This window comes from Pseudomonas sp. PMCC200344, assembly GCF_030053095.1.
Classification (GTDB): domain Bacteria; phylum Pseudomonadota; class Gammaproteobacteria; order Pseudomonadales; family Pseudomonadaceae; genus Aquipseudomonas; species Aquipseudomonas svalbardensis.
In genome coordinates this window covers 4,010,817-4,032,146 of sequence record NZ_CP125618.1, presented here as the reverse complement: position 1 = coordinate 4,032,146, position 21,330 = coordinate 4,010,817, and the positions used below count along the sequence as shown (strand labels likewise).

The 21,330-nt window shown below is 58.3% G+C and carries 18 protein-coding genes; 4 read left to right on the top strand and 14 right to left on the bottom strand.

The features are described 5' to 3' along the window. Window positions 1-56 precede the first annotated feature (56 nt). From aceA to QFW87_RS18370, 9 genes are all read right to left on the bottom strand, one after another. The gene (gene aceA / locus QFW87_RS18410; protein ID WP_283188476.1) at window positions 57-1,382 is read right to left on the bottom strand and encodes an isocitrate lyase; all 1,326 of its coding nucleotides are present in this window, start codon (window positions 1,380-1,382) and stop codon (window positions 57-59) included. Window positions 1,383-1,857: 475 nt separating this feature from the next. Next, window positions 1,858-2,619 (bottom strand): secretin N-terminal domain-containing protein, encoded by a 762-nt coding sequence (locus QFW87_RS18405; RefSeq protein WP_283180868.1) that lies wholly within the window; start codon window positions 2,617-2,619, stop codon window positions 1,858-1,860. Window positions 2,620-2,781: 162 nt separating this feature from the next. Then, window positions 2,782-3,207 carry a GNAT family N-acetyltransferase gene (locus QFW87_RS18400; RefSeq protein ID WP_017339601.1) on the bottom strand — a complete coding sequence of 142 codons (426 nt, stop codon included), beginning with the start codon at window positions 3,205-3,207 and terminating at the stop codon, window positions 2,782-2,784. Beyond that, entirely contained in the window at window positions 3,200-4,369 is a 1,170-nt protein-coding gene (locus tag QFW87_RS18395; protein WP_283188475.1) for a cupin domain-containing protein, read from the bottom strand. Before QFW87_RS18395 ends, QFW87_RS18400 begins: the two co-directional genes overlap by 8 nt. Window positions 4,370-4,455: 86 nt before the next feature. Beyond that, window positions 4,456-5,826 (bottom strand): adenylosuccinate lyase, encoded by a 1,371-nt coding sequence (gene purB, locus QFW87_RS18390; RefSeq protein ID WP_074878189.1) that lies wholly within the window; start codon window positions 5,824-5,826, stop codon window positions 4,456-4,458. Between the two features lie 126 nt (window positions 5,827-5,952). Further along, window positions 5,953-6,576 carry a high frequency lysogenization protein HflD gene (gene hflD, locus QFW87_RS18385; RefSeq protein WP_283188474.1) on the bottom strand — a complete coding sequence of 208 codons (624 nt, stop codon included), beginning with the start codon at window positions 6,574-6,576 and terminating at the stop codon, window positions 5,953-5,955. Continuing rightward, window positions 6,573-7,697 carry a tRNA 2-thiouridine(34) synthase MnmA gene (gene mnmA, locus QFW87_RS18380; protein WP_283180864.1) on the bottom strand — a complete coding sequence of 375 codons (1,125 nt, stop codon included), beginning with the start codon at window positions 7,695-7,697 and terminating at the stop codon, window positions 6,573-6,575. Before mnmA ends, hflD begins: the two co-directional genes overlap by 4 nt. A gap of 59 nt (window positions 7,698-7,756) precedes the next feature. Next, complete coding sequence (locus tag QFW87_RS18375) at window positions 7,757-8,203, bottom strand: NUDIX hydrolase (RefSeq protein ID WP_149630301.1); 447 nt, start codon at window positions 8,201-8,203, stop codon at window positions 7,757-7,759. Window positions 8,204-8,420: 217 nt separating this feature from the next. After that, complete coding sequence (locus QFW87_RS18370; RefSeq protein ID WP_283188473.1) at window positions 8,421-10,646, bottom strand: NADP-dependent isocitrate dehydrogenase; 2,226 nt, start codon at window positions 10,644-10,646, stop codon at window positions 8,421-8,423. A 495-nt stretch (window positions 10,647-11,141) separates the two neighbouring features. On the opposite strand from QFW87_RS18370, the gene icd reads away from it, so the two are divergent. Then, window positions 11,142-12,398, top strand: a complete 1,257-nt coding sequence (icd, locus tag QFW87_RS18365; protein WP_283188472.1) for an NADP-dependent isocitrate dehydrogenase — start codon at window positions 11,142-11,144, stop codon at window positions 12,396-12,398. 63 nt (window positions 12,399-12,461) lie between these two features. Here icd and QFW87_RS18360 read toward each other — a convergent pair whose 3' ends face one another. Then, a complete protein-coding gene (locus QFW87_RS18360) occupies window positions 12,462-12,752 on the bottom strand; it encodes a cold shock domain-containing protein (RefSeq protein WP_283180861.1) in 291 nt (96 codons plus the stop codon). A gap of 225 nt (window positions 12,753-12,977) precedes the next feature. Between QFW87_RS18360 and clpS the strand changes: the two genes are divergently transcribed. Together clpS and clpA are read left to right on the top strand one after the other, a co-directional pair. Then, window positions 12,978-13,340: an ATP-dependent Clp protease adapter ClpS gene (gene clpS, locus QFW87_RS18355; RefSeq protein WP_027925124.1), complete on the top strand. Its 363-nt coding sequence runs from the start codon at window positions 12,978-12,980 to the stop codon at window positions 13,338-13,340. 30 nt (window positions 13,341-13,370) lie between these two features. Beyond that, on the top strand, window positions 13,371-15,641 hold the full coding sequence (gene clpA / locus QFW87_RS18350) for an ATP-dependent Clp protease ATP-binding subunit ClpA (RefSeq protein WP_283188471.1): 2,271 nt from the start codon (window positions 13,371-13,373) through the stop codon (window positions 15,639-15,641). A 151-nt stretch (window positions 15,642-15,792) separates the two neighbouring features. On the opposite strand, the gene infA is transcribed toward clpA, so the two are convergent. The 4 genes from infA to trxB form a co-directional block, all read right to left on the bottom strand. Next, complete coding sequence (gene infA, locus QFW87_RS18345) at window positions 15,793-16,011, bottom strand: translation initiation factor IF-1 (RefSeq protein WP_002553999.1); 219 nt, start codon at window positions 16,009-16,011, stop codon at window positions 15,793-15,795. Between the two features lie 111 nt (window positions 16,012-16,122). Beyond that, window positions 16,123-16,830, bottom strand: coding sequence for an arginyltransferase (locus tag QFW87_RS18340; RefSeq protein ID WP_283180859.1), 708 nt, complete (start codon window positions 16,828-16,830; stop codon window positions 16,123-16,125). A gap of 56 nt (window positions 16,831-16,886) precedes the next feature. Then, window positions 16,887-17,567, bottom strand: coding sequence for a leucyl/phenylalanyl-tRNA--protein transferase (gene aat, locus QFW87_RS18335; protein ID WP_283180858.1), 681 nt, complete (start codon window positions 17,565-17,567; stop codon window positions 16,887-16,889). A gap of 64 nt (window positions 17,568-17,631) precedes the next feature. Next, the gene (gene trxB / locus QFW87_RS18330; protein WP_283180857.1) at window positions 17,632-18,591 is read right to left on the bottom strand and encodes a thioredoxin-disulfide reductase; all 960 of its coding nucleotides are present in this window, start codon (window positions 18,589-18,591) and stop codon (window positions 17,632-17,634) included. Between the two features lie 306 nt (window positions 18,592-18,897). Here trxB and QFW87_RS18325 point away from each other — a divergent pair, with 306 nt between their 5' ends. Then, the gene (locus QFW87_RS18325; protein WP_283180856.1) at window positions 18,898-21,300 is read left to right on the top strand and encodes a DNA translocase FtsK; all 2,403 of its coding nucleotides are present in this window, start codon (window positions 18,898-18,900) and stop codon (window positions 21,298-21,300) included. Window positions 21,301-21,330: the final 30 nt, after the last annotated feature.

Sequence of the window (21,330 nt, the reverse complement as noted above, 5' to 3'; positions counted from 1 at the left end):
CGTTGTGGTTAGCTTTCTATTCGGTCCGCAACGGCCGTTTGCTCAGGTGAAGCAGATCAGTGGAACTGTTCTTCTTCAGTCGAACCGGTCAGCGCGGTCACCGAAGACGAGCCACCTTGAATAACGGTGGTCATGTCGTCGAAGTAGCCGGTGCCCACTTCCTGCTGGTGAGCCACGAAGGTGTAACCCTTGGCAGCGTCAGCGAACTCTTGCTCTTGCAGCTTCACGTAGGCAGTCATGTCGTTACGGGCGTAGTCGTGCGCCAGGTTGAACATGCTGTGCCACATGTTGTGAATGCCGGCCAGGGTGATGAACTGATGCTTGTAGCCCATGGCGGACAGTTCGCGCTGGAACTTGGCGATGGTCGCGTCGTCCAGGTTTTTCTTCCAGTTGAAGGAAGGCGAGCAGTTGTACGACAGCAGTTGGTCCGGGTATTCCTTTTTGATCGCTTCAGCGAAGCGACGAGCCTCGTCCAAATCCGGCTTGGCGGTTTCGCACCAGATCAGATCGGCGTACGGCGCGTAGGCCAGGCCGCGGGAGATCGCCTGGTCAAGACCAGCGCGCACTTTGTAGAAACCTTCCTGAGTACGTTCGCCAGTCACGAACTCTTTGTCGTACGGGTCGCAATCGGAAGTCAGCAGGTCAGCCGCGTTAGCGTCGGTACGGGCCAGAATGATGGTCGGAGTACCGGCAACGTCAGCCGCCAGGCGAGCAGCGGTCAGCTTCTGTACAGCTTCCTGGGTAGGAACCAGTACCTTGCCGCCCATGTGGCCGCATTTTTTCACGGAAGCCAGTTGGTCTTCGAAGTGAACGCCGGCGGCGCCTGCTTCGATCATGCTCTTCATCAATTCGTAAGCGTTCAGTACGCCGCCGAAACCGGCTTCAGCATCAGCCACGATCGGAGCGAAGTAGTCGATGTAGCCTACATCGCCCGGGCCTTTGCCGGCTTTCCACTGGATCTGGTCAGCACGACGGAACGAGTTGTTGATGCGCTTGACCACGGTTGGAACCGAATCCACCGGGTACAGCGACTGGTCCGGGTACATCGATTCGGCGGAGTTGTTGTCCGCAGCGACTTGCCAGCCCGACAGGTAGATCGCCTGGATACCGGCTTTAACTTGTTGCACAGCCTGGCCGCCGGTCAGGGCGCCCATGCAGTTGACGAAATCTTTCTCAGGACGGAAGGACGGCTTGGCGCCCTGGGTTACCAGGTTCCAAAGCTTCTCGGCGCCCAATTTTGCAAAGGTGTGCTCAGGTTGAACCGAGCCACGCAGGCGGACGACGTCAGCAGCGGAGTAAGCGCGTGTCACGCCTTTCCAGCGTGGGTTTTCAGCCCAATCTTTTTCGAGGGCTGCAATTTGCTGTTCGCGTGTCAGTGCCATGGAGATAAACCTCGTCGCGTCTTTTACGGAAAGTTGTTCTGCGGTGGAAAATTCATGCGCTCGCTGACCAGAAGCTTAGTTGGTCAAGTCGGATTCGGCGGGGATGGCGACGGGATGAACGATAGGCTCGAGGGGAAGTGAGCAGGTAAGGGCGAACTGGCGAGCGCATTCGGGCGTCGTGGGCCTTGGTACGAACTTCAGTGTGGAGCCGGGTTACCTAATTACGCTTCCGTCCCTCGGGACAACTTCGTTCCAGTCGGCAACCTCGTCAAACACACCTTGTGGGCGGTACAGACACGAAGCGGCTCGCGGGGTAGGTGCGAACGGCGCCTCGAAGGCCCTTGCCAGGGCCCCTGATTAGCGGGAGCGAGGCCATCATGCCTTCGCTTTTTTGTATCGTCAAACGTTTTGTAGTGCTTTTTTTATGGCACTACATCTTTGGTCTAATACGACTAATCAGTCAGTTTTCGGTGGTTTAGTCCAAAGTATCGACTTTCACCCGCAGGGTCATGTCATCACGGCCCTGAGTCGAGTAGCTGCGGGTCTGGCCCTGTTTGTCGGCCTGAGTCTGGCGGTTCACGCCGGCCAGGGTGATCCATTCACCCAGTCGTCCCGTGACAGTTGTGTCGGTACTTTGTACATTCACTACATCGGGACGTTCCTGGCTCATGCGGTCACGATTGGTGCTGATCGCCAGGTGAACGATGTCGCCGGTGACGCTGGCGGTGACGTAGAAACCCTGGGTGACGTTGCGGTATTCGGTCTGGCTTCGCAGATCGCCGTAGGAATCAGTCTGAGTGCTGGTGAGCGGAACGCTCTGGCCGACCTGGATCAGTGCCGGCGCCCCTTCGCTGGCCTGGACCTGCTGAATCCCGCCGTCACGGCTGTCGGTGCTGCGATTGATGATGCGGGTCTGACTCGGTTTCGCGCCGTTTACCGAGTAACCCTGATCGCCCTGGAAGTTGTTTTCGTTGGTGTCGACAGTGATCAGCAGACGTTTGGCGGCCACATCGAGTTGCGTGATCAAGGCTTTAAGTTCGTCGATCTTGCGCTGATCGGCATTAACGATCAGTTGGTTGCCGTAAGCACTGACCTGGCCATCCTTACCGATGAAATCCTGGGCCATCGGCAGCATGTCGGCACTGGTGCGGTAGTTCAGTGGCACGATCTCGGTGGCGGCCATGACCGAAAAACTGCAGGTCAGCAGCAGCGTGGTGAGCAGGGTGCGTAGGGACATATCCGTTATCTCCGACATCTTGAAGTGTTGATATTGCCAGTTTGTCGGCCTGGCGTGGGGCAAGTTGAATCGTAGACAGCAAAACGCCCCGGCATCCGAAGATGGCGGGGCGTTTTGTGGTGTTCCCTGTGGTGAGGGGGCTTGCCCCCTCACCACAAAGTCTCAAGCGGAGTGCCGCACCATGTCCACATGCGGAATGCCTGCTTCCAGGAATTCCTCACTGACCAGGCTGAAGCCCAGGCGCTCATAGAACGCCGTGGCCTGTACCTGTGCGCTCAACATCTGCTGCTTGAGCCCGCGCTTCTCGGCTTCACCGATCACCGCTTGCATCAGCGCATCGCCGACTTTCAATCCGCGCCAGTCTTTCAGTACCGATACCCGGCCGACGTGGCCATCGGGCAGCAGGCGGGCGGTGCCAATCGGAAAGTCGCCTTCGAAGGCCAGAAAATGCACCGCCGTTGCGTCATCAGCATCCCATTCCAGTTCAGGCGGAACGGATTGCTCGGCGATGAACACCGTCTCACGAATGCGCCGGATCTCGGCGTTGTCCTTCTGCCAGTCTGCGACACGTACGTGAATTTTATTCATCAGCAAACCCCAGGCTGCCTTGCTTGACCAGTTCACACAGCAGGCCGCGACCGTCTTCGTCGTTCAGCCACTGGCCAAGGTTGTCGGTGTGCAGGGCGTCGGCGGCGCAGATCAATTTCAGCAACTCGCGCAGTTTGCCCGGCAGGTAACGGCTCTGACCGCTGGCGAACAGCAGCAGGTCGTCATCGACTTCGGACCAGGCCATGCGCGCGCTCGGGTTGCGGATCAGCACAGCGCCTTGTTCCAGGCTCGCGAGAAAGTCTTCTTCTTCGACTTCTTCCGGGCCGACCACCAGTTCCGGGTAGCGCGGTTCGGTCATGTATTGGCCGAACCAGGTCAGCAGCAGGCGCTCGTCGCTCATGTGCTCGGCCAGCAAAGCCTTCAAGCGATCAAGGGCGTCGTGCTGAATCTGGTGTGGATCGACCGCCGGCAGGGCGTCGGCGTCGGTGTAGCGCTCTTCGTCAGTCAGGAACTGGCTGAGGAAGTCGGTGAAGTGAGTCAGCACTTCAGAGGCGCTCGGGGCGCGGAAGCCGACCGAGTAGGTCATGCAGTCATCCACCGCAACGCCGCAATGGGCCAGGCGCGGCGGCAGGTAGAGCATGTCGCCCGGTTCCAGGACCCACTCATCGGTGGCTTCGAAGTCGGCGAGGATGCGCAGGTCCGCGTGTGGCAGCAGCTTGCTCTCGGAGTCGCACATCTGGCCGATCTTCCAGTTACGCTTGCCGTGACCTTGCAGCAGGAACACATCGTAGTTATCGAAATGCGGACCGACGCTGCCACCCGGGGCGGCGAAGCTGATCATCACGTCGTCGACGCGCCAGCTCGGCAGGAAACGGAAGTTCTCCAGCAGTTCGCTGACTTCCGGCACGAATTGGTCGACCGCTTGCACCAGCAGGGTCCACTCGGTTTCCGGCAACTTGCTGAATTCGTCTTCGGCGAACGGGCCGCGACGCATTTCCCAAGGACGCTCGCCGTGCTCGATCACCAGGCGCGATTCGACTTCTTCTTCCAGCGCCAGGCCGGCCAGTTCGTCGGCGTCGATCGGGCTTTCGAATTCAGGAATCGCCTGACGGATCAGCAGGGGTTTTTTCTGCCAGTAGTCGCGCAGGAATTCGCGCGCCGTGATGCCGCCCAGAAGTTGAAGAGGAATATCAGGATTCATGTGTAACCTATTGAAAAAATGCACTTTTCAGACGGGAATAAAAACGCCCGGCGCTGCCGGGCGTCTCAAAAGGGTAAAGCGGTCGATCAGATGCGTTTGGCTTGCTCTACAGCGTTACCGATGTAGTTCGCCGGGGTGAGCAGTTTCAGCTCGGCCTTGGCGGCGGCTGGCATGTCCAGACCGTCGATGAAAGTTTGCAGTGCTTCAGGGCTGATGCCCTTGCCACGGGTCAACTCTTTCAGTTTTTCGTACGGGTTTTCGATGTTGTAGCGACGCATCACGGTCTGGATTGGCTCGGCCAATACTTCCCAGCACGCGTCCAGGTCAGCAGCAATTTTCTGAGCGTTGAGCTCCAGTTTGCTGATGCCTTTGAGGCTGGCTTCGTACGCGATCACGCTGTGGGCGAAGCCGACACCGAGGTTGCGCAATACGGTGGAGTCGGTCAGGTCGCGCTGCCAGCGGGAAATCGGCAGCTTGCTCGCCAGGTGCTGGAACAGTGCGTTGGCGATGCCCAGGTTGCCTTCGGAGTTCTCGAAGTCGATCGGGTTGACCTTGTGCGGCATGGTCGACGAACCAATTTCGCCAGCGATGGTGCGCTGCTTGAAATAGCCCAGGGAGATGTAGCCCCAGATGTCGCGGTCGAAGTCGATCAGGATGGTGTTGAAGCGCGCGATCGCGTCGAACAGCTCGGCGATGTAGTCGTGCGGTTCGATCTGCGTGGTGTACGGGTTGAAGCCCAGGCCCAGCTCGTCTTCGATGAAGGCGCGGGCGTTCTCTTCCCAATCGATCTCAGGGTAGGCCGACAGGTGAGCGTTGTAGTTGCCCACAGCGCCGTTGATCTTGCCCAGCAGCGGAACGGCAGCGACTTGAGCGATTTGACGCTCCAGACGGTACACCACGTTCGCCAGCTCTTTGCCCAGGGTGGTCGGCGAAGCCGGTTGACCGTGGGTGCGCGATAGCATCGGCACGTCAGCGAAACGGATGGCCAGTTCGCGGATGGCTTCGGCGGTTTGGCGCATCAGCGGCAGCATCACGTCATCACGGCCTTCGCGCAGCATCAGGGCGTGGGACAGGTTGTTGATGTCCTCGCTGGTGCAGGCGAAGTGGATGAATTCGCTGACCTTGGCCAGTTCTGGCAGCTTGGCCGCTTGCTCTTTGAGCAGGTATTCGATGGCTTTGACGTCGTGGTTGGTGGTGCGCTCGATCTCTTTGACACGCTCGGCGTGCTCCAGAGCGAAGTTTTCCGCCAGGGTGTTTAGCACAGCGTTGGCTTCGGCGGAGAAGGCCGGCACTTCGCTGATACCAGGGTGAGCGGCCAGGCGCTGGAGCCAGCGCACTTCAACCAGAACGCGAGCACGGATCAGGCCGTATTCGCTGAAAATTGGGCGCAGGGCCTGGGTTTTGCCGGCGTAGCGGCCGTCAACAGGGGAAACCGCAGTGAGCGAAGAAAGCTGCATGGGGTGTTCTCGGACAGTCGGGCAACGAAATGGGGCGCGTATCATACATGAAAAAATCCGCCGGTCCGTTGCCAACTGACCAGCGTCTTACGCGTTACAAATTACAAATGGTCTTGCGGGCGCGGTTCAGCTACTGCGCATCAGCGGGTAAAGCTCTTTCAGCAACTTGCGACGGCTGATCACCAGCTGCCAGCGGTGACCGCCCAACTGCCGCCACAGGCGCGCCGAACGAATTCCGGCCAGCAACAGGGCGCGGATTTTCGAAGCGTTGCTCGGTTGCTGCAGGTTGCGCATGTCGCCGTGGACCTGAATCCGCTGGCGCAGGGTGCTCAAGGTGTCCTGATACAACGCACCGCAGGCTGCGATCACGTTTTCGTGGGCCGGGCCGAAATGCTCGACCTGGGATTGAATCTGCGGCAGACGCTTGCCGATCTCGTCCAGCATGTCGTCGCGCTTGGACAGTTGACGCTCCAGCCCGAGCATTGCCAGCGCATAGCGCAGCGGTTCGCGCTGCAGGGTGCTTGGGTCGCGCTCAAGGGCGCCGATCAACGCGCGATAGCCTTCACGCAGATTGATGTCGTCGCCGCCGTAGACCTCAAGTGTGTTCTTGGGGTCGCGAATCAGCAGACTGCCGAGCATGCAGGTCAGGCCTGCTTCGGTTGTCTGGCCGGTCTTGGCGATCTTGTCGACCAGCACGGCGGCGAGGAATACGCCGCCCAGTGCCGTCAGTTGCTCCTGAGTGGGGTTCATGCCTTGCTGCTCCATGGCTCGGCCACTTCGATCACGCCGCCGCCGAGGCAGATCTCACCGTCGTAGAACACCACGGACTGGCCCGGGGTGACCGCGCGTTGCGGGTCATCGAAGGTGGCGCGGTAGCCAGTGGCGGTCTTTTCCAGCGTGCAAGGCTGGTCGCTTTGGCGATAGCGGACTTTAGCGGTCAACCGGCGCGGTTCGCTCAGATCGATCGGGTTGACCCAATAGATGTCAGAAGCGAGCAGGGCGCGGGAGAACAGATACGGGTGGTCATTGCCCTGGCCAACGATCAGCTCGTTGTGTTCCAGGTCCTTGATCAGCACGTACCACGGCTCGTCACTAGCATCTTTCAAGCCGCCGATGCCCAGGCCCTGACGCTGGCCAATGGTGTGATACATCAAGCCGTGGTGACGGCCGATGACTTCGCCTTCGGTGGTCTTGATCTCGCCTGGCTGGGCCGGCAGGTACTGCTTGAGGAAGTCGCTGAAGCGGCGCTCGCCGATAAAGCAGATCCCGGTGGAATCCTTTTTCTTTGCGGTGGCGAGTTCGTGTTTCTCGGCAATCGCGCGGACTTCGGGTTTTTCCAGCTCGCCGACCGGGAACAGGGTCTTGGCGATCTGTTCACCGCCGACGGCGTGCAGGAAGTAACTCTGGTCCTTGTTCGGGTCCAGGCCCTTGAGCAGTTCGGTACGGCCATCGATGTCGCGGCGGCGCACGTAGTGACCGGTGGCGATCAGGTCGGCGCCGAGCATCATGGCGTAGTCGAGGAACGCCTTGAACTTGATCTCGCGGTTGCAGAGGATGTCCGGGTTTGGCGTGCGACCGGCCTTGTATTCGGCCAGGAAGTGCTCGAACACGTTGTCCCAGTACTCGGCGGCGAAGTTGGCGGTGTGCAGCTTGATGCCAATCTTGTCGCACACGGCCTGGGCGTCCGCCAGGTCATCCATGGCGGTGCAGTATTCCGTTCCATCGTCTTCTTCCCAGTTCTTCATGAACAGGCCTTCCACCTCATAACCCTGCTCGATCAGCAAGAGAGCGGAAACGGAAGAGTCCACGCCGCCGGACATGCCGACAATGACGCGCTTCTTTTGTGTGTCAGAAGGGGCTGGATCACGCATAGGGATTCAATGAGTGTCTTGAAAAAGGACGCGATTCTAACAGGCCGAAGCCCGCAAGGCTAAAGAGAAGGGCGGATCAGTTCGAGGCCGAAGAGTTTGCCGTCCAGATAATCATCAATACAACGGATGATCAGCTCACTGCGCCAGTTTGCGCGCTGTGCCAGCAGTTCGTCACGCGTCAGCCATTTTGCGCCGACGATGCCGTCGTCCAACTGATAGTCGGGGTGATGTTTGAGCGGTTTTGCGGTGAAGCAGACCCGCTGATAAGTCACGCCATTGCTCGGGGCGGTGTAGAGGTAAATGCCTACCACGCCGGTCGGCTCGACATCCCAGCCGGTTTCTTCGAGGGTTTCGCGTACGGCGGCCTCGATCAGGGTTTCGTCCGGGTCCAGATGGCCGGCGGGCTGGTTGAGCACCGTTCGTCCGCCCTTGGATTCTTCGACCATCAGGAAGCGGCCGTTGTCTTCGACGATGGTCGCGACGGTGATGTGGGGTAGCCAATCCATGAGACTTCCTCAATTTTTTATGTTGGAACAAAGATCAATGTGGGAGCGAGCCTGCTCGCGAAAGCGGTGGGCCAGTCAATATTGATTTTGAATGATAAACCGCATTCGCGAGCAGGCTCACTCCCACATTTGATCCGGTTTCCACAGGTAAAAATGTGTAAACGCTACAAACAGAAACCCCGGCGCAGGGCCGGGGCTTCTTTGCATCCTTACAACCTTAAACCAACGCAGCGATCGCGGCGTTGAAGGTGTTGCTTGGGCGCATGGCCTTGCTGATCAGCTCGGCATTGGCGTGGTAGTAACCGCCGATGTCCACTGGCTTGCCCTGAACGGCGTTGAGCTCGGCAACGATGGTTGCTTCGTTCTCGGTCAGGGTCTTGGCCAGTTGGCCAAACTGCGCTTGCAGTGCAGTGTCTTCGGTCTGGGCGGCCAGGGCTTGAGCCCAGTACAGCGCCAGGTAGAAGTGGCTGCCGCGGTTGTCGATATTGCCGACTTTGCGCGATGGCGACTTGTTGTTGTCCAGGAACTGGCCGGTGGCCTGATCCAGGGTCTTGGCCAGAACCAGCGCCTTAGGGTTGTTGTACGTCACACCCAGGTGCTCCAGGGACGCGGCCAGGGCCAGGAACTCGCCCAGGGAATCCCAACGCAGGAAGTTCTCTTCCAGCAGTTGCTGAACGTGCTTCGGTGCCGAACCGCCGGCGCCGGTTTCGAACAGACCACCGCCGTTCATCAGCGGAACAATCGACAGCATCTTGGCGCTGGTGCCCAGTTCCATGATCGGGAACAGGTCGGTCAGGTAGTCGCGCAGTACGTTGCCGGTCACCGAGATGGTGTCCTTGCCTTCGCGGGTACGACCCAGAGTGAAGGCCATCGCGTCGACTGGCGACATGATGCGGATGTCCAACCCTGCGGTGTCGTGATCCTTCAGGTAAGCCTGAACTTTCTCGATCACTACACCGTCGTGGGCACGCATTGGGTCCAGCCAGAAGATCGCTGGAGTTGCACTTGCGCGAGCACGGTTGACGGCCAGTTTGACCCAGTCCTGGATCGGCGCGTCTTTGGTCTGGCACATGCGGAAGATATCGCCGGCTTCAACCGACTGCTCCAGCAGGGTGCGACCAGCGCCATCGGAAACCCGAACTACGCCGTTGGCCTTGATCTGGAAAGTCTTGTCGTGGGAGCCGTACTCTTCGGCTTTTTTCGCCATCAGGCCAACGTTTGGCACGCTGCCCATGGTGGTTGGGTCGAAGGCGCCGTGCAGCTTGCAGTCTTCGATTACCGCCTGGTAGATGGTGGCGTAGCAGCGATCCGGGATCACAGCCTTGGTGTCGTGCAACTGACCGTCAGTGCCCCACATTTTGCCGGAGTCACGGATCATCGCTGGCATCGAGGCGTCGACGATAACGTCGCTCGGCACGTGCAGGTTAGTGATGCCTTTGTCGGAGTTGACCATGGCCAACGACGGACGAGCGGCGTAGACCGCCTGGATATCCGCTTCGATCTGCGCTTGTTGCTCGGCCGGCAGGGCTTTGATGCGAGCGTACAGGTCGCCGATGCCGTTGTTCAGGTTGAAGCCGATCTGCGCCAGCACGTCAGCGTGCTTGGCCAGTGCGTCTTTATAGAACTCGGCAACGATCTGGCCGAACATGATCGGGTCGGAGACCTTCATCATGGTGGCTTTGAGGTGAACCGACAGCAGCACGCCTTTGGCTTTAGCGTCTTCGATCTCGGCAGCAATGAAGCTGCGCAGAGCGTTTTTGCTCATGACCGCGCAATCGAGGATCTCACCGGCTTGTACGGTGGTTTTTTCTTTCAGGACGGTGGTGGTGCCGTCTTGAGCGATCAGTTCGATTTTGACGGCGTCAGCGGCGTCGATCAGGGCGGCTTTTTCGCTGCCGTAGAAATCGCCGGTGCTCATGTGTGCGACGTGGGACTTGGAGTCCGTAGCCCAAGCGCCCATTTTGTGCGGGTGCTTGCGCGCGTAGTTCTTGACCGACAGCGGTGCACGACGATCGGAGTTGCCTTCGCGCAGAACCGGGTTCACGGCGCTGCCCTTGATCTTGTCGTAACGCGACTTGGCGAGCTTGTCGGCTTCGCTGGTCACGGTTTCCGGGTAGTCAGGCAGTGCGAAGCCTTGGGCTTGCAGTTCCTTGATCGCGGCTTGCAGTTGCGGAACCGACGCGCTGATGTTCGGCAACTTGATGATGTTGGCTTCAGGCGTAACGGCCAGGTCGCCCAGTTCGGCGAGGTGGTCGGCTACGGCTTTGTCACCCAGTTGCTCGGGGAAGCTGGCCAGGATGCGCCCTGCAAGAGAGATATCGCGGGTTTCCACGGCGATATCAGCGGAGGCGGTGAAGGCCTCTACGATAGGCAACAGTGAATAGGTGGCGAGGGCGGGAGCTTCGTCGGTGAAGGTATAGATGATCTTCGAGCGGGTGGGCATATTCGGATTAACTCTCTCTTCTTTGCTAAAGCGTGCGCAGAAAAACTCGAGGGCGCCGGGTAAGCGCGTTCGTTCAAAGTCATCCATGAGCCGAATGTCGAGATTTCTTCGCGGTGATGTTGGGTGCATCAGTCGAGCGTCAAGCGTGTGGGCTGCGGTAACAGCCCGGCTTTTTCAGGCCCCAAGCCTCGTAATAGAGAGGTCGGCCATCGTGACTCTGTGGTCAGCGGGCGGCATTATACATAGGTAGCTGGCAATCTGCCGATGGTTCATGCGCAACGATTTTCGTCCATTGGTCTAAAGGTCGCAGGGGCGAGGGGGGCGTAGAGTCTTGCACCGTGCTTGAGTTTGGCGCTTTTCCCTTTGCTTTCAGGCTTGTACACCGCGAACTGTGCAGCTTTGCGGTAGATGGATAGAACAGAGGGTTTGCGTGCCGATTTAACTGGGGTACGCTCGAACGAAGCCAGATGTTCAATCCAAACAATGGAGTTCAGCATGGGATACAAGAAGATTCAGGTTCCAGCAGTCGGCGACAAAATCACCGTCAACGCGGACCATTCTCTCAATGTTCCTAACAACCCGATCATCCCCTTCATCGAAGGTGATGGTATTGGCGTTGATATCAGCCCGGTCATGATCAAGGTTGTCGATGCTGCTGTTAACAAGGCTTACGGCGGCGAGCGCAAAATTTCCTGGATGGAAGTCTACGCCGGGGAAAAAGCGACTCAGGTTTACGATCAGGACACCTGGCTACCCCAGGAAACCCTGGACGCGGTCAAGGATTACGTGGTTTCCATCAAGGGCCCTCTGACCACGCCGGTCGGTGGCGGCATCCGTTCCCTGAACGTGGCCCTGCGTCAGCAACTCGACCTTTATGTTTGCCTGCGCCCTGTGCGCTGGTTCGAAGGCGTGCCTAGCCCGGTCAAGAAGCCAGGCGACGTCGACATGACGATCTTCCGTGAGAACTCGGAAGACATCTACGCCGGTATCGAGTGGAAAGCCGGTTCGCCGGAAGCGACCAAGGTCATCAAGTTCCTTAAAGATGAAATGGGCGTCACCAAGATCCGTTTCGACGAAAACTGCGGTATCGGCATCAAGCCGGTTTCGCTGCAAGGCACCAAGCGTCTGGCGCGAAAAGCGCTGCAGTATGTGGTCGACAACGACCGTGACTCGCTGACCATCGTGCACAAAGGCAACATCATGAAGTTCACCGAAGGTGCCTTCAAGGAATGGGCCTACGAAGTGGCGGCTGAAGAGTTCGGCGCGACCCTGCTCGATGGCGGTCCGTGGATGCAGTTCAAAAACCCGAAAACCGGCAAGAACGTCATCGTCAAAGACGCCATCGCCGACGCCATGCTCCAGCAGATCCTGCTGCGCCCGGCCGAATACGATGTGATCGCGACCCTGAACCTGAACGGCGACTACCTCTCCGACGCTCTGGCGGCAGAAGTGGGCGGTATCGGTATCGCACCGGGTGCCAACCTGTCTGACACCATTGCGATGTTCGAAGCGACCCACGGTACTGCGCCGAAGTACGCTGGCAAGGACCAGGTCAACCCGGGCTCCCTGATCCTGTCCGCTGAGATGATGCTGCGCCACATGGGCTGGACCGAAGCTGCCGATCTGATCATCAAGGGCACCAACGGCGCGATTTCCGCCAAGACCGTGACCTATGACTTCGAACGTCTGATGGAAGGCGCGAAACTGCTGTCTTCGTCCGCGTTCGGTGATGCGCTGATTTCGCATATGTAAGCGAGTCGGCACAAAAAAACCGCCTTTGGGCGGTTTTTTTATGACTGGATGACGGGTTCGAACTTATGCCTTAACAGTCTGCTGGTCGGTGGGCGCAGTGACGGGTTGCGTCTCTTTGGGGGCGCTGATATTTTTGGCGTGCAGGCCTTTTGGGGCCTGCTCAATTTCAAAACTTATCACCTGCCCAGCCTTGAGCGTCTTATAACCGTCCATTTCAATGGCCGAATAATGAGCAAAAAAATCAATCTGGTGGCCATCCTCGTCGAAACCTTCTTTGGCTTCGGTATTGATGAAGCCAAATCCCTTGGCATTGTTGAACCATTTGACCTTGCCGCTGACCTTGACGCCTGACATACCCATATCCCTCTGCAACAGACTCCATCACTGGAGTATCATCCAGTACATCCGCAGTCATTTCCTGGAAATAAGATTGACTCCGCGGACCTTTTTTACCCACTGTGGGCTCTATTGGTTGTAACACCGTTTTCCCGATAGTCAAGGTGACCGGGCAGTCGGAGTTGAAATCGCCCATAGCCGCCCCCACCACTGTATTTGCACAACTGACGAACCTTTCTTTCCATGCATGCAATCAGCCAGATTCGACTAACATTCAATCAGGATCACCCTGATTCACACGACGACGATTCCGCAGGCATTGCTGTTCAGGAGGCAAAGCCTGCTTTACAGGCGCCGCCGATGTACAAGGTGGTTTTGTTCAATGATGACTACACACCGATGGATTTCGTCGTCGAAGTGCTCGAGGTGTTTTTTAACCTGAATCGCGAGCTGGCGACCAAGGTCATGCTGGCCGTCCACACAGAAGGACGGGCAGTATGTGGAGTGTTTACCCGCGACATCGCCGAGACTAAGGCCATGCAGGTCAACCAGTACGCCAGGGAAAGCCAGCATCCGCTACTCTGTGAAATCGAGAAGGACGGTTAATCGCCGACCACTTGGGTATGAGGTGAAGCTATGTTAAACCGCGAGCTCGAAGTCACCCTCAATCTTGCCTTCAAGGAGGCACGTTCGAAGCGTCATGAATTCATGACCGTCGAACACCTCCTGCTGGCCCTATTGGACAATGAGGCTGCCGCCACCGTTTTGCGTGCCTGCGGCGCAAACCTCGACAAACTCAAGCACGATCTGCAGGAGTTCATCGACTCCACCACACCATTGATCCCAGTGCATGACGAGGATCGTGAAACCCAGCCAACCCTGGGCTTCCAGCGTGTTCTGCAACGTGCTGTCTTTCATGTACAGAGCTCGGGCAAACGCGAAGTGACTGGCGCCAACGTACTGGTCGCGATCTTCAGTGAGCAAGAGAGTCAGGCAGTGTTCCTGCTGAAACAGCAGAGCGTTGCGCGCATCGATGTCGTCAACTACATCGCACACGGCATTTCCAAAGTGCCGGGGCATGGCGATCACTCTGAAGGTGAGCAAGATATGCAGGACGAGGAGGGCGGTGAGTCTTCATCTTCAGGCAATCCTCTGGATGCTTATGCCAGCAACCTCAACGAGCTCGCGCGCCAGGGTCGTATTGATCCATTGGTAGGCCGTGAGCTGGAAGTCGAGCGCGTTGCGCAGATCCTGGCGCGTCGTCGCAAAAACAATCCGTTGCTGGTGGGCGAGGCGGGCGTGGGTAAAACCGCGATTGCCGAAGGCCTGGCCAAACGCATTGTCGACAACCAGGTGCCGGACCTGCTGGCTAACAGCGTGGTGTATTCCCTCGATCTGGGGGCCTTGCTGGCCGGGACCAAATACCGCGGCGATTTCGAGAAGCGCTTCAAGGCGCTGCTCAATGAGCTGAAAAAACGTCCGCAAGCGATCCTGTTCATCGACGAAATCCACACCATCATTGGTGCGGGTGCCGCGTCCGGTGGCGTCATGGATGCCTCGAACCTGCTCAAGCCGCTGCTGTCGTCGGGTGATATCCGTTGCATCGGTTCGACCACGTTCCAGGAATTTCGCGGGATCTTCGAGAAGGACCGTGCCTTGGCACGACGCTTCCAGAAGGTCGATGTGTCGGAACCTTCGGTAGAAGACACCATCAGCATCCTGCGCGGCCTGAAAGGGCGTTTCGAAGCGCACCACGGCATTGAATACAGCGATGAAGCCCTGCGTGCGGCGGCTGAGCTGGCCTCACGCTACATCAATGACCGGCACATGCCGGACAAGGCCATCGACGTCATCGACGAGGCGGGTGCCTATCAGCGTCTGCAACCGATCGAGAAGCGTGTAAAACGTATCGAAGTACCTCAGGTCGAGGACATCGTTGCGAAAATCGCGCGGATTCCGCCTAAGCACGTCAACAGCTCCGACAGAGAGCTGTTGCGTAACCTTGAGCGTGACCTGAAGCTGACGGTGTTTGGTCAGGATGCCGCGATCGACTCGCTGTCGACCGCTATCAAACTGTCCCGTGCCGGCCTCAAGTCGCCCGACAAGCCAGTCGGTTCGTTCCTGTTCGCAGGGCCTACCGGTGTCGGTAAAACCGAAGCGGCGCGTCAGCTGGCCAAGGCGTTGGGCATAGAACTGGTTCGTTTCGACATGTCCGAGTACATGGAGCGCCACACCGTATCGCGTTTGATCGGTGCGCCTCCAGGTTATGTTGGGTTCGACCAGGGCGGTCTGCTGACCGAAGCCATCACCAAGCAGCCTCACTGCGTACTGTTGCTCGATGAAATCGAGAAGGCGCATCCGGAAGTCTTCAACCTGCTGCTGCAGGTGATGGACCACGGTACGCTGACCGATAACAACGGGCGCAAGGCGGATTTCCGTAACGTGATCGTCATCATGACGACCAACGCCGGTGCCGAAACGGCAGCTCGCGCTTCGATCGGTTTCACCCATCAGGACCACTCGTCCGATGCGATGGAAGTGATCAAGAAGAGCTTCACGCCAGAGTTCCGCAACCGTCTGGACACCATTATCCAGTTTGGTCGCCTCAGCCATGAGGTCATCAAAAGCGTGGTGGACAAGTTCCTTACCGAGCTTCAGGCGCAGCTGGAAGACAAGCGCGTGCAGCTGGAAGTGACGGACGCGGCGCGCAGTTGGCTGGCAGCCGGCGGCTACGACTCGGCAATGGGGGCTCGGCCGATGGCGCGTTTGATCCAGGACAAGATCAAGCGTCCGCTGGCGGAAGAGATTCTCTTTGGCGAACTGGCCGACCATGGTGGTGTGGTTCACATCGATCTCAAGGACGGCGAGCTGACCTTCGACTTCGAGACCACGGCTGAAATGGCCTGACAGTTATCGCAAGAAAGCAAAAGGCGCCGAAAGGCGCCTTTTTGCTGTCCACCGGATCTACACCGATCCCCTGTGGGTTTCCGACGGCAGCTGTTAAACCCCGGACACACAAAAACGCCCGGCATAAACCGGGCGTTTTGTATTGACTTGATTAGCGAGCGCGGTAAGTGATGCGCCCTTTGCTCAAGTCATAGGGCGTCAGCTCGACGCGCACTTTGTCGCCGGTAAGAATACGAATGTAGTTCTTGCGCATCTTGCCGGAGATATGCGCGGTTACGACGTGCCCATTTTCCAACTCCACACGAAACATGGTGTTGGGCAGGGTGTCGACGACAGTGCCTTCCATTTCGAAGCTGTCTTCTTTCGACATGCAGTAAAGCCCTCGGTGTCCAATGAATGGCCCGGTGCAACTGCGCCAGGCAAAAGCGGCGTGCATTGTGCCCGAAAAATGGGGTTTAAGCCAAGGGGTTTACGGCTTGCTTTAGTTCAGGATGACCCAGCGCTGATTAATCAGCAGTTCGATAGGGCGATATTGAGTCTTGTAGCTCATCTTTTTGCAGTTTTTGATCCAATAGCCCAGATAGACGGCTTCCAGCCCCAGACGCTGAGCCTCGGTGATTTGCCAGAGAATCGCATAGCGCCCCAGGCTGCGGCGTTCTTCAGCGGGCTCGTAGAAGGTATAAACCGCCGACAGACCGTTCGGCAGTAAGTCGGTGACGGCCACTGCCACCAATCGTCCTTCGAGGCGAAATTCGTAGAACCGGGAAAACGGCAAGTCACGTACCAGGAACGTCGCAAACTGATCGCGACTCGGCGGGTACATATCGCCATCGGCGTGACGCTGTTCGATATAGCGCTGATAAAGGTCGAAATACTCTTCGCTGAACCCTGGCCTGGCGGGACGTATCTGCAAGTCGGCATTGCGCTTGAAGATGCGTTTCTGCTGGCGGTTGGGCGAAAATTGCGGCACCGGGATGCGCGCCGGCACGCACGCGTTGCAATTCTGGCAATGGGGCCGGTAAAGATGATCGCCGCTGCGACGGAAACCCATTTCAGACAGGTCTGCGTAGACATGCACATCCATGGGCTGACTAGGGTCGAGAAACAGGGTTGTGGCCTGTTCCTCGGGCAGATAACTGCAAGAGTGGGGCTGAGTGGCATAGAACTTCAAGCGCGCCAACTCGGTCATGATCAACCCTCGGGATAGCTTTTGAATTAAGTGTAAGCCACGCGCGCAAAAGTCGCTCAGCAAACCCAGGTTGCACGGCTGGGTTGATCCAGATGCTGCGCAAGGTAGTCGGCAAACTCGCTGCGAGGAATCGCTCGGGCGCCGAGGCTGTGCAGATGGTCGGTAGGCATCTGGCAGTCGATCAGCACAAAGCCTGAGTCTTTCAGATGTCGGACCAGTGCGGCAAAGCCATATTTCGAGGCGTTGTCGGCGCGGCTGAACATGGATTCGCCGAAAAACAGCTGCCCCATTGCCAGGCCATAGAGCCCGCCGACCAATTCGCCCTGGTCCCAGACTTCCACCGAATGCGCGTAGCCACGCCTGTGCAGCTCGAGGTAGGCGTTCTGCATGGCTTCTGTGATCCAGGTGCCGTCGGCGTAATCCCGAGGCGCGGCGCAAGCGCGGATGACCGCGGCAAAATCCTGATCAAAGGTCACTTGATAGCGTTGCTGGCGCAGCAGTTTGTTCAGGCTGCGCGAGACATGCAGTTCGTCGGGAAACAGTACGGTGCGCGGATCCGGCGACCACCAGAGAATCGGCTGGCCTTCCGAGAACCACGGAAAACAGCCGTGGCGATAGGCCTGAATCAGACGATCGGCGGACAGATCCCCGCCCGCGGCCAACAGCCCGTTGGGATCGCGCATGGCTTTTTCCAGGGGCGGGAAGGTCAGGGTATTGCGTTGTAACCAAGTCAGCATGGCATCCGGGCTTGCAGAAGGGGAGGGCAGTGGCGGGCTGATGGGCCCGCCGTAAAGTGTGCCGTCAAACGACTGGAATGTCGTCGAGATACTTCTCGGCGTCCAGCGCGGCCATGCAGCCGGCCCCGGCAGACGTCACGGCCTGGCGGTAAACGTGATCGGCCACGTCACCGGCGGCAAACACGCCTGCGATTTCGGTGCTGGTAGCATCGCCTTCGCTGCCACCCTTGACCAGCAGATAGCCGTCACGCATTTTCAACTGGCCCTCGAACAGGTCGGTGTTGGGTTTGTGGCCAATAGCGATGAACACACCGGTCAGCGGCAATTCACTGGTTTCGCCAGTGTGGCTGTCCCGCAGGCGGGCGCCGGTCACACCGCTGGCATCACCCAGCACTTCATCCAGATTCTGGTTCCAGTGCAGGCGGATATTACCTTTGGCGGCTTTTTCGAAGAGCTTGTCCTGAAGAATCTTCTCCGATCGCAACTTGTCGCGCCGGTGAATCAGGTGAACTTCCTTGGCAATGTTTGACAGGTACAGCGCCTCTTCAACTGCCGTGTTGCCGCCGCCAACGACTGCGACCACCTGATTGCGGTAGAAGAAACCATCGCACGTCGCGCAGGCCGACACCCCTTTGCCAGCAAAAGTCTCTTCCGATGGAAGCCCCAGGTATTGCGCCGAGGCACCGGTGGCAATAATCAGCGCATCACAGGTGTAAGTGCCGCTGTCGCCGATGAGTTCGAACGGGCGCTGTTGCAACTTGGCAGTGTGGATGTGGTCGTAAACGATCTCTGTGTGAAAGCGCTCGGCGTGTTTTTGCATGCGTTCCATCAGTACCGGTCCGGTGAGGCCTTCGACATCACCGGGCCAGTTATCGACTTCGACGGTGGTGGTGAGCTGGCCACCTGCCTGTATGCCGGTAATGACAACGGGATTGAGGTTGGCGCGGGCGGCATAAACGGCTGCGCTGTAACCGGCAGGGCCGGAACCCAGAATGATCAGGCGGGAATGCTTCGCTTCGCTCATAAAAACACCTCATAAGCCTTTGTCACAAAAGAGAATGCATGCTCAAATTGAACCGCGCGTTATGTGCTGTTGGCTATGCTACACCTTGGGTTTCAAGCATGGCATCGGACGAACAAACCCGTACAATGCCTGCCTGTTACAGTGTTTGTAATAAAATAAGCGCCGCGCGCCGTGTTTATAAAAACCGGAGCGTAGTGTTAAAAGTAGTCCCGGTTGCGCCTGTTAACTTTTTTACCTGCCTGGATTGGGCAGTTTTTATAGTCATTCAACAGATGGACGCGCCATAGGCGCAGGAAAAGAAGCGTTTTGAAGAAATCCACCGCAGCACCAAAAACAGTCGTTCCGCTCTGGCGCCAGCAATTGCACTACCGACTCAAGGAAGGTGCATTGATCGCCATCGGCGGCTTGTGCCTGTTCCTGATGATGGCCTTGTTGACCTACGGCAAGGACGATCCGGGCTGGAGCCATAACAGCAAGATCGACGATGTGCAGAACTTCGGCGGACCGGTCGGCTCCTACAGCGCCGATATCCTGTTCATGGTGCTGGGTTACTTCGCCTACATCTTCCCGCTGTTGCTGGCGATCAAGGCTTTTCAAATCTTCCGTCAACGCCACGAGCAGTGGGAGTGGAGTGGCTGGCTGTTCTCCTGGCGCCTGATCGGCCTGGTGTTTCTGGTGCTGTCGGGCGCGGCCCTGGCCCATATTCACTTCCACGCCGCGACCGGTCTGCCGGCCGGCGCTGGCGGCGCTTTGGGCGAAAGCCTCGGTGATCTGGCCAGGAACGCCCTGAATATCCAGGGCAGTACGCTGTTGTTCATTGCATTGTTCCTGTTCGGCCTGACGGTGTTCACCGACCTGTCGTGGTTCAAAGTGATGGACCTCACCGGCAAGATCACCCTCGACCTGTTCGAATTGTTCCAGGGCGCGGCCAACCGCTGGTGGGCCGCCCGTACCGAACGCAAACAACTGGTCGCCCAATTGCGTGAAGTCGACGACCGCGTCCATGACGTGGTGGCGCCGACCGTCACCGACAAACGCGAGCAGGCCAAGGTCAAGGAGCGTCTGATCGAACGTGAGCAGGCCCTGAGCAAACACATGTCGGACCGCGAGAAGCAGGTGCCACCGGTGATTGCCCCAGCGCCGCCCAAACCATCGGCGCCCAGCAAGCGCGTGGAAAAAGAGAAACAGGCGCCGTTGTTCGTCGACAGCGCCGTCGAAGGCACCTTGCCGCCGATCTCGATTCTCGACCCGGCAGAGAAGAAACAACTCAATTATTCCCCAGAGTCGCTGGCAGCCGTCGGCCACTTGCTGGAAATCAAGCTCAAGGAATTCGGCGTCGAAGTCTCGGTGGATTCGATTCACCCGGGCCCGGTGATTACCCGTTACGAAATCCAGCCGGCGGCCGGCGTCAAGGTCAGCCGCATCTCCAATCTGGCGAAAGACCTGGCACGTTCCCTGGCCGTGACCAGCGTGCGTGTGGTGGAAGTGATTCCGGGCAAGACCACCGTCGGTATCGAGATTCCTAACGAAGACCGGCAGATCGTGCGTTTCTCCGAAGTGCTGTCGACCCCTGAGTACGACAACTTCAAGTCGCCGGTTACTTTGGCCCTGGGTCACGACATTGGTGGCAAGCCGGTCATCACCGACCTGGCGAAAATGCCTCACTTGCTGGTAGCCGGTACGACCGGTTCCGGTAAATCGGTGGGCGTGAACGCGATGATCCTGTCGATCCTGTTCAAGTCCGGCCCGGAAGACGCCAAGCTGATCATGATCGACCCGAAAATGCTTGAGCTGTCGATCTACGAAGGCATTCCGCACCTGTTGTGCCCGGTCGTGACCGACATGAAGGATGCCGCCAACGCCCTGCGCTGGAGCGTGGCGGAGATGGAGCGTCGCTACAAACTGATGGCGAAAATGGGCGTGCGTAACCTGTCGGGCTTCAATGCCAAGGTCAAGGAAGCCCAGGACGCCGGTACGCCGCTGACCGACCCGTTGTACAAGCGCGAAAGCATTCACGACGAAGCGCCGCTGCTGACCAAGCTGCCGACGATTGTCGTGGTGGTGGACGAATTTGCCGACATGATGATGATCGTCGGCAAGAAGGTGGAAGAACTGATCGCCCGTATCGCCCAGAAGGCGCGTGCTGCCGGTATCCACTTGATCCTTGCGACGCAGCGGCCGTCGGTTGATGTGATCACCGGTCTGATCAAGGCCAACATTCCGACCCGTATGGCGTTCCAGGTGTCGAGCAAGATCGACTCGCGAACCATCATCGATCAGGGCGGTGCCGAACAACTGCTGGGCCACGGTGACATGCTTTACATGCCGCCGGGCACCAGTCTGCCGATTCGTGTCCACGGTGCCTTTGTGTCCGATGACGAAGTTCACCGGGTGGTCGAAGCCTGGAAACTGCGCGGCGCACCGGAATACAACGACGAGATTCTCGCCGGTGTCGAAGAGCCGGGTAGTGGCTTTGAAGGCGGCAGTGGTGGCGACGAAGACAGTGAATCCGACGCGCTCTACGACGAAGCGGTGCAGTTCGTACTGGAAAGCCGTCGAGCGTCCATCTCTGCGGTTCAGCGCAAGCTGAAAATCGGCTACAACCGCGCCGCACGCATGATCGAAGCCATGGAAATGGCCGGGGTCGTGACGTCCATGAACACCAACGGTTCGCGTGAAGTCCTGGCTCCGGGCCCGGTACGCGACTGAATTGATTGAAACGCGGTGGCGTAATGACGC